This window comes from Vibrio sp. 10N.261.46.A3, assembly GCF_041472995.1.
Classification (GTDB): Bacteria; Pseudomonadota; Gammaproteobacteria; order Enterobacterales; family Vibrionaceae; genus Vibrio; species Vibrio coralliirubri.
The window spans coordinates 1-15236 of sequence record NZ_JBFRRH010000163.1 but is presented as its reverse complement, the minus strand read 5'-3'; the positions used below and the strand labels follow the sequence as shown (position 1 = coordinate 15236).

The 15236-nt window shown below is 43.4% G+C and carries 10 protein-coding genes and 1 pseudogene; 6 read left to right on the top strand and 5 right to left on the bottom strand.

Annotated features, from left to right (window positions below; all coding sequences use genetic code 11):
• Window positions 1–18: 18 nt before the first annotated feature.
• Window positions 19–498 (bottom strand): ferredoxin-type protein NapF, encoded by a 480-nt coding sequence (gene napF / locus AB4484_RS25855; RefSeq protein ID WP_048613537.1) that lies wholly within the window; start codon window positions 496–498, stop codon window positions 19–21.
• A 253-nt stretch (window positions 499–751) separates the two neighbouring features.
• On the opposite strand from napF, the gene narQ reads away from it, so the two are divergent.
• Both narQ and AB4484_RS25845 read left to right on the top strand, forming a co-directional pair.
• The gene (gene narQ / locus AB4484_RS25850; protein WP_372080961.1) at window positions 752–2482 is read left to right on the top strand and encodes a nitrate/nitrite two-component system sensor histidine kinase NarQ; all 1731 of its coding nucleotides are present in this window, start codon (window positions 752–754) and stop codon (window positions 2480–2482) included.
• A complete protein-coding gene (locus tag AB4484_RS25845) occupies window positions 2469–3101 on the top strand; it encodes a response regulator (protein WP_372080960.1) in 633 nt (210 codons plus the stop codon). The genes narQ and AB4484_RS25845 overlap by 14 nt, the downstream gene beginning before the upstream one ends.
• 199 nt (window positions 3102–3300) lie before the next feature.
• Here AB4484_RS25845 and dcuC read toward each other — a convergent pair whose 3' ends face one another.
• The 3 genes from dcuC to AB4484_RS25830 all read right to left on the bottom strand — a co-directional run bounded on the left by dcuC (window position 3301) and on the right by AB4484_RS25830 (window position 6334).
• Window positions 3301–4668, bottom strand: coding sequence for an anaerobic C4-dicarboxylate transporter DcuC (dcuC, locus tag AB4484_RS25840; protein WP_009845449.1), 1368 nt, complete (start codon window positions 4666–4668; stop codon window positions 3301–3303).
• 462 nt (window positions 4669–5130) lie between these two features.
• Window positions 5131–5637 (bottom strand): hypothetical protein, encoded by a 507-nt coding sequence (locus AB4484_RS25835; RefSeq protein WP_050634228.1) that lies wholly within the window; start codon window positions 5635–5637, stop codon window positions 5131–5133.
• Window positions 5630–6334 carry a winged helix-turn-helix domain-containing protein gene (locus AB4484_RS25830; RefSeq protein ID WP_048613530.1) on the bottom strand — a complete coding sequence of 235 codons (705 nt, stop codon included), beginning with the start codon at window positions 6332–6334 and terminating at the stop codon, window positions 5630–5632. Before AB4484_RS25830 ends, AB4484_RS25835 begins: the two co-directional genes overlap by 8 nt.
• A 358-nt stretch (window positions 6335–6692) precedes the next feature.
• On the opposite strand from AB4484_RS25830, the gene AB4484_RS25825 reads away from it, so the two are divergent.
• The 4 genes from AB4484_RS25825 (at window position 6693) to AB4484_RS25810 (ending at window position 14685) form a co-directional block, all read left to right on the top strand.
• Window positions 6693–8924, top strand: a complete 2232-nt coding sequence (locus tag AB4484_RS25825; protein WP_372080959.1) for a lipase — start codon at window positions 6693–6695, stop codon at window positions 8922–8924.
• Window positions 8914–10104, top strand: a complete 1191-nt coding sequence (locus AB4484_RS25820; protein ID WP_372080958.1) for an outer membrane protein transport protein — start codon at window positions 8914–8916, stop codon at window positions 10102–10104. The genes AB4484_RS25825 and AB4484_RS25820 overlap by 11 nt, the downstream gene beginning before the upstream one ends.
• Window positions 10105–10298: 194 nt before the next feature.
• Complete coding sequence (locus tag AB4484_RS25815) at window positions 10299–11621, top strand: efflux RND transporter periplasmic adaptor subunit (protein WP_372080957.1); 1323 nt, start codon at window positions 10299–10301, stop codon at window positions 11619–11621.
• The gene (locus AB4484_RS25810; protein ID WP_372080956.1) at window positions 11608–14685 is read left to right on the top strand and encodes an efflux RND transporter permease subunit; all 3078 of its coding nucleotides are present in this window, start codon (window positions 11608–11610) and stop codon (window positions 14683–14685) included. Before AB4484_RS25815 ends, AB4484_RS25810 begins: the two co-directional genes overlap by 14 nt.
• A 96-nt stretch (window positions 14686–14781) precedes the next feature.
• Here the strand turns inward: AB4484_RS25810 and AB4484_RS25805 are convergent.
• A pseudogene (locus tag AB4484_RS25805) lies at window positions 14782–15225 on the bottom strand (2OG-Fe(II) oxygenase); the annotation flags it as partial.
• Between the last annotated feature and the right edge of the window lie 11 nt (window positions 15226–15236).

Genomic DNA, 15236 nt, shown 5'->3' with positions numbered 1-15236 from the left:
GCTCTCGTTATTTTTGTTTTATGCATTACTCACAAGAATAGCTGAAGTAGGGCAAACTGCTACGCAGGCTCCACAACCGCTACACTCATCTAACTTGATTTTTGGTAGAGCAACACTGCCTGCTCTAAGTTGAAATTGAATGGCCATAGGTTCACACATGTCACCACAGCTTCGGCATTCAACATTTTGTTGCGCTAAACACTTATCAGAGATATGTGCTTTTGCTTGCCAAGGCTCTCCTTGCTTTGGCTTAAAAATGGGTTCAGGACAAACATCTGCACATTGATAGCAGAACGTACACTCATCAATAGAGAAATCGACAGTGGGAAAACCACCATCGCCTACAATGATTATCTTAGTCTCACAACTTTCGATGCATTTACCGCAGCGAGTACAGTCATCTGTAAAGCTTTCTAGGCTGTTAATCCAAGGCAAACGAATCTGGCTTGAGTCAACTTTTCGTCTCGAAAAAAGACGGCGTTTTGATAGATCTACCACTAGATACCTATAGATGTTGCTAAGATGTTGTAATTGTAGGCCATTATTCTATTAATATCTTGTAATGAGTCCTCATAAGTAGTGTAGTTTTAGAAACAATTGTATAAATACCCCCTAAGGGCTAATTGGGGGCATATATTGTCTTAGATCAATAAATTACGGAGCGAGTGATCACATATTGAATGGAGCTATGATTTTTGATGTGTGACAATACGATATCGCTGGCAAGTCATTTATCAATAGGAAGGCACTTTTGCTTATAAAACCGGTTTCATCTGTAACAAGTACGATAGCAAAATCTTTGCTCTCTATACTGCTGTTGTCGGTTGCTACGACTGGCTTTGCCATCTTTACTTTGGCTTCAAGTTTGAATGATGCGGAAGCGGTTAACGTGGCCGGTTCAATGCGAATGCAAAGCTACCGTTTAGCCCATGATATTCAAATAGAATCTGTCGATTATGAATCTCATATTCGTGAATTCGAAAGTTCTCTTTACTCGCCATCCATGACCAATTTAGTCAGTTGGAATGTTCCGACAGACATCACAGAAGATTACTATTTAATTATCGGCCGTTGGCATGAGCTGAAACAGGTTTTGAATAGCGAAGAGCGCGATCACTATCTCGTGTTGGTTGAAAACTTCGTGGCTGAAATCGATGGCTTCGTTTATAAGTTGCAAGAGTTCTCTGAAGACAAGTTAATAAAGTTAGCGTGGGCTGGTGGTATCGGCCTTGGTGGAATTCTGGTCATATCTCTTTTTGTTGTTCACTTTGTACGTAAACAAGTTGTTAAGCCACTCCACGCGCTCGTTGGAGCCAGTCAGCGGATCAAAAACAGTGACTTTGAGGTGGAGTTAAAAGTCACTAACAACAATGAACTGGGTATTCTGACTAAGACGTTTAACTCGATGGCCAAAGATTTGGGCGTGCTCTATCGAAACCTTGAGTCGGTTGTCGACGCTAAGACGGTCGAGTTGCAAAACGCCAACCAATCTTTGCAGGCGCTTTATCACTCCTCACAAGAGCTTACGGTTACGCGTATCGCCCCAGAAAACTTCCGAGCTATTCTTCAGCACCTCGTCAGTCTAGAAGGAATAGAGTCGTTGAGGCTTGAGATTGCTGATAGTTCGGGTCGTTCGTTGATTATGGACGAAGGGTATGATTCGAACTCAGACTATGAAAAGTTTGAAATGAAGTTGGATGATAACGAACTTATCTTGGGCTATTTATATTGTTCTTATCATCACGGCCATTCAACCAAGACGCTGATTGAGAGCTTTATCCAACTGTTATCACGAGCGATCTATTATAATCGCGCGCAGAAGAAAGCAGAACAGCTTATTATAATGGAAGAGCGAGCAACGATTGCCCGTGAACTTCACGATTCATTGGCTCAATCACTGTCGTATTTGAAAATCCAAGTGACGTTGTTGAAGCGCGTGATTGGCAAATTGCCAGAGCAACAACACCGAGAGCAATCTGAACAGATAGCGTCGGAAATCGGCAACGGTTTAGCGGATGCCTATACTCAACTACGAGAGTTGCTCACAACCTTTAGGTTGACGATAAAAGAGGGCAACTTCGGAGATGCTTTAAGCACCATGCTTGAAGAGCTCAGTGAAAGAACAGATGCAAAGATTAACCTCACCAATAATCTTTCATCCATAGAGCTTGATGCACACAGTCAGGTTCACTTGCTTCAATTGATTCGTGAAGCAACAATAAACGCAATAAAACACGCCAATGCCGACTTGATAGATGTATGCTGTATCGATGAGGAAGGTGAAGTATTAGTCGTGATTAAAGATAATGGAGATGGCTTTGACTCAAGTAGTTCCAAGACGAACCACTACGGGATGAGCATTATGCAGGAGCGTGCGGCAAGACTGAATGGCGACTTAACGATTGAAGCGGCTCAAGGTGAAGGCTGTACAGTCATATTGAAATATAAAAGTTTGAAGGAAGTTAAAGTTGACGATTTGTAAAGTAATGCTGGTTGATGATCATCCATTGATGCGCAGAGGTATAAGCCAATTACTGAGCTTTGAAGATGAATTCGAAGTGATTGCAGAAGCAAGTAACGGTACTGAAGCAGTCGCTCTTGCCCATGAAGAAGAACCTGACTTGATCCTATTGGATCTTAATATGAAAGGCATGTCTGGACTTGATACGCTGAAAGCACTTCGCACTGATGGCTCAAGCGCTAACATCGTTATTCTAACGGTTTCTGATAGCCCTGCAGACATTGAAGCGATTGTAAAAGCAGGCGCTGATGGCTACTTGTTGAAAGACACAGAACCCGATGAGTTAATCGAACTGCTTAAGCAAGCACATAGCGGTGACAAGGCTTACAGCAATGTGGTTGCTCGTTACCTAAATGATGCTGGAAGCCGCAATGATATCTTCGACCAGCTGACTGAACGCGAAATGCAAATCCTTCAAGAAGTCGCGAAAGGTTACCGTAACAAGCAGATCGCTGATCACCTGTTTATTTCTGAATCGACAGTTAAGGTACATATGAAAAGCTTGCTGAAAAAACTGCAAGTGCCTTCTCGTACCGCTGCAACGGTTCTGTATCTAGAACGTTATGGTGAAATGAAGTAAGGCTTGTTCCTTTGAGATAACACTATTTCAAGCCTGACCGTTTATACATATCTCGATAGTTTGAACGATGTTGAGAAAGTGACATTAAAAAAGGCGCTGAACTTATTAAGTTCAGCGCCTTTTTGTTTACGCATTTTATATCCGTATTGGTGTTCGTTTGTTCTTCGTTCTTCGTTCTTTGAGATTAGAAACTTAAGGCTTACGCCGCCATTGGAACCAATACAAGCGTACCGAAGATAACCGTAATAAGACCACAGATTACGGGTACAGACGTACGTTTTACTACTTCAAATGGGCTGATTTTACCCATACCAGATGTCGCAACAATTACACCAGATACTGGTGAAATGGTACGGCCTAGGTTCGATGCTTGAAGCATTGGGATGATTAGGAACGCTGGGTTCAAGCCCATTTTCGCCGCTAATGATGGAGCCAGTTCTACGAATGCATAGAAAGGCGCGTTACCAGAACCTGTCGCGATAGCAGCAGCCACCGTTAGACCCGTCAGAATAAGCATTAATGCGATACCGCCAGCGCCTGCAGATTCAGCAAGACCGATTAGGTTATCAATCGCACCGATAGACATTAGACCTTGAGCAAATACGCCCGCCGCAACCAACAGCATTACCACGCCTTTGAACGCGTCAGCCATGCCTTGGTAGCAAGAGTCTAAATCTTCTAGTGTTTTCTCGCCGTCAAACTTCTTAACAACGTAATCGATAACTGCGCCCACGAAGATAGAACCTACCACAATAGTGTAGATATCAAGTGACAGCCCTGGAATCGTACGACCATTGAATAGGAAAACGCCGATGATAGGTAGGAATGGGAGTGCAGCGTAGAAAGCCGGAGCCGTTGTTTCGATTTCAGAAACGTCTACTTTTTCCATTGGTGTGTTTTCTTTCTTATCTAGGTACTTGTTCCAAAAGAAAGCCGCACCTGCCATCACGATGATCGCACAGATAGAAACAGGCAGTACCGTTTGAACAGCAAACACATCAAGAGACATGCCTGATTTTTCTGCTGCGATAACCACATCACCAGAGGTTGGTGAAAGAATGATGGCTGCAGGTGATGCACAAACTGCAACTGCCGCTGGGCGAGAAATACCCATTGCCGTCATCATTGGGAATAGGGTTGCCATCAATAGCACACCAAGACCCGTTGCAGAACTTACTGCTAGAGACATTAGACACGCTACGATGTAAGCCGCAACAAGAAGTACATAGGGAGATTTGATCGCAGCAAGTGGTTTAGAGAACTGCTTCACTACCACGTTGTTAGCACCAATGTGCGTCATGTAAGAAGCAAAACCACAAAGAAGCATGATTTGCATGCCTAGGCCGCCCCCGCGGTACTGAAGCATGTATTTAACAAATTCTAGTGAGTCGGTAACCATGTTACCTGTTGAAGCGACTTTCGCTGGTAAGACTGTGTGACCAATAAGGCCGGTGATAAGAAGTAGGGCAAGGCCAGCAGTTAGTAATACACCCGCCGCTTTATAGCCTTTTACAATAAAGTAACCAACAGCAATAGTAATCACTAATCCGATCAAGAGCTCTAACATAGAAATCTCCACAAAGTTTAAAAAATATAAGAAAGTGTTTCAGAATATGACAATGAATGTACAGAAAACTGCACTGTGGCACGAGGCATAGTTGAGGTTGATATGATCTAAGACAAACATTTTTTTCGATGTTAATTGTGGTTGTAAATCGTGATTAACTACTGTTGTTTAGATGTTAATAAACAAATTTTGTGGCTCGTTAGAATATAACTTGGATCACCTTTGATTGTTCTAGTTGCATATGGAGGTGTTGTTTTATAAATCGTGAGTGTTTTTTGTACTTTGGAAGGAAACGTGTAACGAAGTGGGTATTTATCGGAGTAAAGAGGTGAGAATCTTAGCTTTTAAGCTTACTTACATTTAAAGATTACTTATGTTTAACGCCTACTTACTTCCCATAAGTAAGCGCTAAAACACAAGCTGGTACTAAAATATAATTAGGTCTAAAAATAGCGAGCGAGTTTAGTTTATATCAACGTCAGGAGTGTCATTTGAATACGTTGGCAGCTCAGAACAGATAACCTTCTTACAAAAATGAATCATCCCATAGCGAGTAATGAGTAAAAACTCTTCTCTATTCAATGGAATGTAAGGCATGGCGTCAGAAGATAGGGTAGACCCTTCACTTATCATCACCTTTTCGTAAAACGACAACTCGCGATTCGGGATGATTTGTTGGTGTTGGTTCTCATCCAGTGAGATGTCGTGTTGAGTGACAGAGTAAGATCCCGATGACGTAAAGCCGACTTGCTTAGTCGATACGTACAATAAGTCATAACTGTCATTCTTCTTAAACTCGATGTTAATAGCAGACTGGTTATGAATCATATTATTGGACGGGTTAATAATCGACGCTGTATTGGCTAAATAATGCCCTTCAAGATGTGACTTGGGAATAAAGGTAGAAACCCAGCCGACTAATACGCCAAGCAGTACCACAAAAATTGCTGTATTCGTTTTATTATTCACAAGTCACTCCTTTAAATCCGGCAGGAAAGCTCAGAGATTTCCCTGAATTATCGATGATGATTTTTCGTCCCTTATATTCATAAAGCGTTACGTTGAATAACTCATTAAATGTGAATTCATCGGATTCGATTTTACATGAGATAAAATGCTGACCCACGAGATCTTCGCCTAGGCTATTTCTATCTAAATAAGAAAACAAATAATGGGATAAACCCGCAGCCACTACAAATAATGCAACCAATGCTAATAGACTGTTTGTTTTTTTCGTAGCGGCCGTTGTCTCGGTTGTTGAGCTTTCAGGCGCTGTGTTACTTTCAGGTTGTGTCGTTTCTTGCTTTGGTTGCGATTGAATTTTACGCAGCGTGCGTTCTTTGTCTTGTGTCACTTGTCCTGCAAATCGGTAGCCTTTGCCGCGCTCAGTGACGATGATCATCCCACTCTTATCTTCTAACGCTTTTCGGCAAATCGAGATGGTCTGCATTAGGCTGCCATCTTCAACATATATACCTTTAGACACCCACACCTGTTCAATAAGAACTTGGCGAGTGATCACCTCATTAGGTCTCGAGATAAAAAACTTAAGTAGCTCTGATTCATTAGAGCCTATTGGGTAGGTACGGCCCGTCTTAAAGTGATGGATTTCACTCTCTTCTAAATTGACCTGTATATCATCATTGATAATAAATTCAGCAGACATCTGGGTTCTCATTGTTATAAGCGTTCTAACCTAAATATAACAAATCTTACAACAAACATAAACTTACTGATTTCATCGTCTTTGATATTTAAGTATCTGAATTTATGTTGATTATTAACCTAATTAGGTTTCCTTATATACCTTTTTTAGGTTGTTTAATGCGGTTTCAGGTGCTTGCCGTTAGTAGCTATTGGATCATTAACGGGTGACGCTGATTTAGTGGGTGTGGGTTAATTGCTCAAATTTTTTACGTAGTTTTATCAACGTGTCATTCCAACTCTGTGTTGCCTTGCTCTCTACGAATAAAAAGTCGAGCTTACCTCCGACTCAATCGGCAACTCAAATAACGATAAATCGCATGACCACACCAGTTAAATGCGAAAGCTACGAAGGAGCTGTTTTGAAAAATTTCAATAAGCCATATATATGTGGACTGATTACGCTTGCCTTACTCGGCTGTCAGTCTGAAGACTCGACTCAAGAGGCCGTTTCGGTATTGGTTCCCTACAACATTAATGAACTACCAAAACCAAACGATGGGTATGGGTATGACGGCGATGGAACAATATCCGGTGTCGGTGAAGACGTCGCCGCAATGTCATCGACCAATGATGCTTATTATCAGGACTACAACAATTCATACGCAGCCCTAGACGGTTGGGGGCTTTGTGCAGAACCGATTTTAATTCCTTTACAAAGTGTTAATTCGGACAAACGTTATCCACTCAATAACGAAACCTTAGCCGGGAATATTGCATTAATTGATGACCTAACAGGCGAAGAAGTTATCACTCAAATATCCGCGGATGGTTCCAATATTAAAATTCAATGTGAATCAGGCTTAGCTGAGAGTCGTACTTATTCGATTGTAGTAACGGATGGGGTAAAAACTGAATTTAATGAGCCTTTAAAAGCAGATGCCAGCTTTGATGAGTTGATTTATTCAGACGTTCCATTAAATAACGAAAAAGAAGAAGTTCTTCAAGAGCAAGTATTGAGCGCTATTGATTCATATTATGCGTTATATCCAGATAAAGGTATTCCTGTATATGCTGCTCAATTTAAAACTCAGAGCGCTTATTCCCCTCTGGATGCGATGAGAAGAAGCCATTTATTGTATGGAAGTTCTTTCTCTAGTGCCCTTCCTGCACTTAAAGAGGAAAAACGCGGGTACAACCTATACACAAAAGTGCTCAAAATTCCGTCTTACTTACCTTTTACAAAAGAGAGGGAGGCGGAATGTATCGTTGATGAGTTTGATCCGAAAGAAAATTGCCCGCCACTTTATGAATGGATTACAAACACTTCGGGGGGATTTCCTACTGCAGAGAATGCTATGCCTCTAAAAACGGAAGATCTTAAGCTTACGGCAGATATATACGTACCAAAAGAGTTCAACTGGAATAGTTTTATAGAGTTACCTGTCGCTATTTTTATTCACGGTGTTACAGCAGAGCGTAGTACTGCTTCTTTGATGGCTGCGGAATATACGAAAAAAGGTTATGCCGTCGTTGCGATCGACATGCCGTATCACGGTGATAGAGTTCGTCACGACTCAAGTCCGCAACACGTGGAAATCAGCGCTAGAGAAGACAAAGCGTTTTTCATTAACATCGATTCACCTTTAGCACTTCGTTCTAACCTCCAGCAGTCTGTTTCAGATTTTTTGGGTCTACGCTATGCGTTGAGCCAAGAAGGTTGGGTTGATAACGATAACGTTCATTTAATTGGACAATCGCTGGGTGGAATTATGTCGGTAATGGTGAGTGAGTTTAGTCAAGCAAGCCCTGATTTTCACTCGGATACCAATACCAATTTTGAATTTAACACGGTTAACTTTGTTGTTCCGGGACAGGGGCTAACTAACCTGGTTCTGTCTTCTCAAACCTTAGGCCCTGAAATGTCTGAAGGTGTTAAGAAGTCTCCTGATGTTCAGCGTGGCATTGCTGAAACGGTGATACCAGATACATGCACAACAGAAGCAACGAATAAACAATGTATTGAAGCACTTAGAGAGTTTGTCGAACTTTCATCTGATAACGCGCTGCTTGTTAGTCAGTTAGAGAATGACATCTTCGATTTAGTTGTGACAGACCTTAAACAAGGGGTCCAAGCCACAATTGATAGTGCTGACCCTGCTAGCTTTATCTCGAGACAAGTTGCGGCTGAGCAACCCACTCTTTTGTTGGCTGCCGTTGGAGATTGCGGGGAGACTTGTGACGTTGGCGTTGACTATGTCCCGGATAGCGTAATTCCAAACACCGCGCCAGATAACATTCGTACTGGTACTGAACCACTGATTACTGCGCTTGGCTTAGACCCAATTACAGGTACATCAGAACATATTGATGAAAAGCGCGGAGCCGTGAGAACAACTACCGGCGGGCATGGTACGTATTTGTTCCCGTACGAAGGCCCTGTTGATGAAGATGGACTGCCGGGTATGCCAGGTGAAAACATGTCTGATGTACTTGAAGCTGTGGGCACTCAACAAATTGCTGTTGCTTCTATGGTAATGAGTGACGGTGCAGTAGTCGTCATTAATAACGAAGATCATATCGAAACAGAGGTGCCTCAAGATGAAGAATAAACTTTTATTGGGCACTGCCGCTGCTCTTGTTCCTTGCCTAACTAATGCGGCTGGCTTTCAACTTAACGCGCAGTCTGCAACAGGGTTAGGTCGTGCATTCGCTGGTGATGCTGTGATGGCAGATAGCGCTGCGATTGTTGCTAAGAACAGTGCTGCGATGGCTTACATTGAGCAACCTACACTTTCTGTCGGCGCTATCTATATCGATAGTGGTATTGATGTTTCGAACATCAGTTATACACCGGATACTGGTAATACTACCCCTTTGAGTGATCAAGAACTCACTGCCGGAACTTTGGTTCCGAACATCCACTATGTTCACCCAATTCAAGATTCGAAATTTACCTTGGGCGCAACAGTCCATTCCAATTTCGGTACTGACGTTGAGTTTGATGAGTCGTTCGAAGCGGATGAGTTTGGAGGCAAAACGGCGCTTTCCAGTATCAATGTTGGTTTTGCTGTGGCTTACGAGTTGTCTGAAAAAATCAATTTGGGCGCTGGACTAGATGTTATTTATGGAGAAGGAGAGATTGCGCGTAAAGATTTACTCAGTGTTGATGCTGATGGATTTGGTTTGGGCGCCAATATTGGTGCTACCTATCAAGTTAATGAGAGTAACAGATTTGGTATTTCCTATCGTTACAGCCCGGATATCGAAGTTGAGGGGGATATCTGGATGTTGGGTTCTGGTACGGCAGAAAAAATGAGTGTTCCGTTACCAGACACTCTTGAGTTTTCCGGTTGGCACCAGCTCAACGAACAGTGGGCTTTTCACTACAGCCTGCAGTGGGTGAACTGGTCCGAATTCGACTCGCTAACATCTGACTCTTATGACGACTCAATTAAAGAGTATCAATGGAAAGACGCAGGGCATATTTCTGTCGGTGGTACGTACACCATGTCGAAAGACATGGTTCTACGAGCGGGTTACATGTACGACATTTCCCCGACTGACGAACTCACATCGTTATCTATCCCTGATGTTAACCGTCATTGGTTTACAGTTGGAGGGACTTACCACCTGACAACAACAAGTTCTGTAGATCTTGGAGTTGGTTTCATTGTTGGTGAATCTCAACACGTAGATGAAAGTCTAGATGGTTTATCAAGAACTAATGTTACTGCTGACGTGACTGCTGATGCCTTACTCCTAGGTGTACAGTATCAGCATCGTTTTTAACTTTTACTTTGGAGTTCAGAACGTAAAAATTTAGGAATCATATAAAAATTGCAGGGCTCGACAGTGAGTTGAGCCCTTTTCTCATTATTAGCTGTTTTAGCATTATTTAAATAGCTGGAAGCTCATTAAGTAAGAAATAGCTGCTTAGAAAAACGTTTTAATTCAGACGAATTCAACGGTTATGGTTATTAAAAATGAAATTTACAAAGCTTAGTAAAACAATCTGTTTGGCACTGTTCGCCTTACATATCTCTCCATCGTTTGCCCAAGACTCAAACTTGATTCCTGTGACTATCGAAAAAGCTCACAAACAAGCATTCACTTCTTCAATCAACGAGGTTGGCAAAATCAGGGCAACGGACTCTGCTGCATTGACATTTAGTGCCTCCGACAAAATTCTAAACATCCGTTTCAAAGATGGAGATTCAGTTAAAAAAGGTGAACTGATCGCTCAACTGGACAATACCAAAGCGAAAGCCGATTTAGACAAAGCAAGAAGCTCTCTAGCGTTAGCAAAGTCGAAATTAAAGCGAGTACAAGAATTACTAAAGAAACAGCCTGACTCTATGTCTCAACAAGATGTGGAAGAACTGGGAGAACAGGCGAATCTAGCCGCCGCTGATTTCCGTCAGAAAGAAGCGCTGATGAATGACTATTTATTGGTCGCGCCATTTGATGGGCAGTTAACTAACTTCACCCACTCAGTGGGCAGTAAGATTGATAGCGCAACCGCGTTGGTGAGCTTAATCAAACTCGATCCTGTTGAAGTTCAGTATTCCATTGGCCAGTCGGATTTAGGAAACGCAAAGCTTGGGCAGAATGTTTCCATCCAAGTTGATGCATTTGTTGACGAAGCGTTTTCTGGCGTGGTGGATTACATTGCGCCAGCGGTTGACGAGAGCTCAGGCCGTGTAGAAGTTCACGCTCACGTGACTAACCCAGAACATCGCTTAGTTCCGGGTATGTTTGCCAAAGTAAGTCAGATGACCAGCGAAGACTCAACCCAGATGGTGGTTTCTCAAAACGCCGTTCAAGCAAAAGATGCAGAGCGTTTTGTTTGGGTCGTGAATGGTGAAAAAATCGAGCAACGCGTTGTCGAATTAGGCGTGAATACTAACGATGGTTATGTTGTTGTAGAGAAAGGCTTGAAGCTTGGCGATAACGTCGTTGTGACGGGACAACAGAACCTTAAGAAAGCGTCGTTAGTTAAGGTCATGAACCCAAATGCTGAGCAGAAAACTGTTGAGCTAATAACGGAACCGACAAGCAAAGAGAACACTCAACAGACCGCTGAGCCTAAAGTAGAAAAGACCGTAACACAGGTGGACGAAGCACATCCAATTGAACCTTCGGTTGATTGGACGGAAGCATCGAAAGGTGTAGACGAAGCGATCAACGAAAACAGCAAGCAAGCAGAGGCTAGCGCGACTGTTGAGGATTCATCGAGCGAAACTCACAGCAAGGAAACACTAAGCAAGGAAGCTGAAACGAAGGAGAATCTGAATGAAGCTTCCTGAGATTTGTATCAAGCACCCAGTGTTTGCGTCTGTTCTGAGCATTACCATTGTTTTGCTTGGGCTTTTGTCGTTTCAAAAGCTCTCAATCCAATACTTTCCAGAACATAAAACACCGTCAGCAACGGTAACGGCTGCGATCAATGGCGCTAGTGCTGAGTTCATGTCGCGCAATGTGGCAGATAAGCTCATTACTGCTGCAACGGGCCTCGACAGCGTGAAAACCATGACGACGGACTGTCAGGAAGGCACGTGTAATCTAAAAATCATCTTTGAAGATGACATCAATGACGTCGAATACACTAGCTTGATGAACAACCTGCGCAGCAGCGTCGAAGCGATTGGTGATTTCCCGCCGAGCATGACGGATAAGCCAACGGTAACGGATGACTCTTCTGACACCAGTATGCCGAGTAACATCATCACGTTTGTGAATACTGGCAAGATGTCTAAGCAAGACATGTACGACTACATTAGCCAACAAGTTGTGCCTCAATTCAAGCACATCCAAGGTGTGGGTGGTATTTGGGGACCGTATGGTGGCAGCGAGAAGGCGGTGCGTGTTTGGCTACAACCGGATCGCATGATGGCGCTCAATATGAGTGCATCAGACGTGGTTGGAACATTAAGCTCATACAACGCAACGTTTACCGCAGGTACCATCAAGGGGCAGGTGCGAGATTTCTCCATCAACCCAGTAAACCAAGTAACCAGCGTTGATGATGTGCGAGATTTGGTGGTTCGTGTTGATGACGGCAAGATCATTCGCATCGGGGATATCGCTGAAGTCAAAATGGGTGAAGAGAACCTTACACCGAGTATTCTTCGCGTAGACGACAACCTAGCGATGTCGATTCAGGTGTTGCCGCTAAAAAGTGAAAACCCAGTTACAGTTGCGAATAAAGTTAAGAAACAAATTGATCTGATTCAGCCTCAGTTGCCAGAAGGCATTGAGATGAAGATGGTCTACAACCAAGCGGATTTCATTAAAACCGCAATTGATGAAGGCTTCATGACTTTAGTTGAAGCGATTGTTCTGGTTTCAGCAGTTGTGGTTCTGTTCCTTGGTTCTTTTCGAGTTGCTTCAATTCCGATAATCACCATCCCGGTGTGTGTGATAGGCGTATTTGTCGTCATGCATTTACTTGGGTTTAGCATCAACGTACTGACGATTCTCGCTATCATTCTCGCCATTGGTTTGGTGGTTGATGATGCGATTGTTGTGGCTGAAAACTGTTACCGTCATATTGAAGAGGGTGAAACGCCGTTCAATGCTGCAATTAAAGGGTGTCGAGAGATCGTCTTCCCAGTGATTGCGATGACGCTGACTTTGGCGGTTGTTTACTTACCAATTGGCTTGATGGCTGGCTTAACCGCCGATCTATTCAGGCAGTTCGCGTTCACGCTTGCAGCTGCGGTGATCATTTCTGGATTTGTGGCGTTAACGCTCTCACCAATGATGAGTGCTTACTTAATGAAGCCAGTATCAACCCCGGCGAAGTGGTATCAAAAAGTTGATGCGAAACTGAATGTGTTATCGGATTTATACACCAAAGAGTTAGGCAAATGGTTTGATCGTAAGGCTCTGATGAGTGGTATTGCTTTAGTGCTAATTGCTTTATCTGCCTTAGCGGTTTGGAAAATGCCTCAAGTGTTGCTTCCAACAGAAGATACCGGTTTTGTTGAGGTGACGCCTACGCCACCAACAGGTGTTGGTCGTCAGTATCATCTAGATAACAATGAGCAACTTAACAGTGTGTTCAAAGGTGATAGCTCAGTAGAAGCTAACTTGTCTTACATCGAAGGCACACCGACCAATCACGTTCTATTGAAACCATGGGGCGAACGTGACCAGTCAGCGGATGAATTGGTAAACGAGTTTATCGCTAAAGCACAAAGTTCAGTCTCTGCTTACGGCATGTCTTTCAAGGTTCGCTCAGCAGATAACTTGAACATCGCTACCAACATGATCCTCGAACTGACCACGGTTAACCGTGATACCACTGTGCTGTCTGAAACTGCGAGCGAAGTCGTTAAGGCGCTTGAAGATTACGAGGGCGTGACCAACATTAAGAACTCAATGTTACGTGACCAATTACGTTACGACTTGTCGATTGATCGCAATGCGATTGTATTGTCTGGTGTTGATTACGGTAACGTAACCAATGCGTTATCGACGTTCCTTGGTTCTGTTAAAGCCGCAGATTTGCAAGCGGACGACGGTTATACATACCCAATTCAAGTTCAAGTAAACCGAAGTGATCTTGGTGATTTCAAGGTGCTTGATAAGTTGTATGTGGATTCACAGTCGGGTCAAAGGCTTCCTTTGTCTCAGTTTGTATCAATCAAACAAGTGACATCGGAATCTAACTTCAAGACGTTCATGGGTAAAGACAGCGCTGAAATCACCGCGGATTTGATGCCCGGATATACGGCGAGCGACGTGAAGGCATACATTGATGACACGGTACCAAGCCTGTTGAAACCTGCTCAGAGCTACGAGTTCAATGGCATAGTTAAAGATTTGGTTGATTCAACCGCGGGTGCACAAGTGTTGTTCGTATTGGCATTGATTTTTATCTTCTTGATCTTGGCGGCGCAATTTGAAAGCTTTGTCGACCCGATGATCATCTTGCTGACCGTTCCACTGTGTATTGTGGGCGCGATACTGACGCTTTCGGTATTTGGTCAAAGCCTCAACATCTATTCGAAGATAGGATTGCTGACACTGGTTGGTCTCGTGACCAAACACGGTATTTTGCTGGTGGAGTTTGCCAACGAGAAACGCAAATCTGGCGCGAGTGCCAAAGAAGCGGCGATCAGCAGTGCACGTTCAAGGCTGCGTCCAATCTTGATGACCTCACTGACGATGATCCTCGGTTCATTGCCATTGGCATTGGCGGATGGCCCGGGTTCCTTAGGTCGAATCAATATTGGTTTGGTATTAGTCGGCGGTTTGACAGCCGGAACTTTCTTTTCATTGTTCTTAGTGCCAGTGGCTTACGTTGGCATGGCGAATCTAAAACAGATGGACATACTGACTCGATTGAGAACGAAACCCGCATAACTCGCGATATAAATTGACGAGTCAATTGAAGGTGAAAACTAAAACGCGCCTACCATGAAACATGGTGGCGCGTTTTGTATTTATTCTCTCAATTGCCTAGAACGGAGCAAAATTGTCATGTACCACTGTTGGTATTGTCCAGCGTTGATGCGCATCTATCGGCTCTAGTACCGAGTTGTGGTGTGGTATTTGTCCACGGTCGCCATACAACCACAATACCAAGTTCGAACGTTCACCACTTGTTATCGGCAGCGCCGCATGGGCAACGTTTCCTCGATGAATCATAGCGACACCGGGCGTGAATGTCGTTTCGTTCATCTTACCCGTAGCAGGGTCATAAAAGTTAAGTTCTGAGCCTGAAAACTCTTCATCTGGCATATTTACGTTAATGTTGAGCGTGACAGAAGACGCATCAGTATGCAGGCGTAAAGACGTATCTTTGTTCGCTTGATACTGAATCGAGAACCCAAAAGTTTGCGTATCGTAACCCATGATTTCGGGGAACAATAAGCGAGCGATAGGGCGCATGTAACTCTTGATTTAAATCGCAA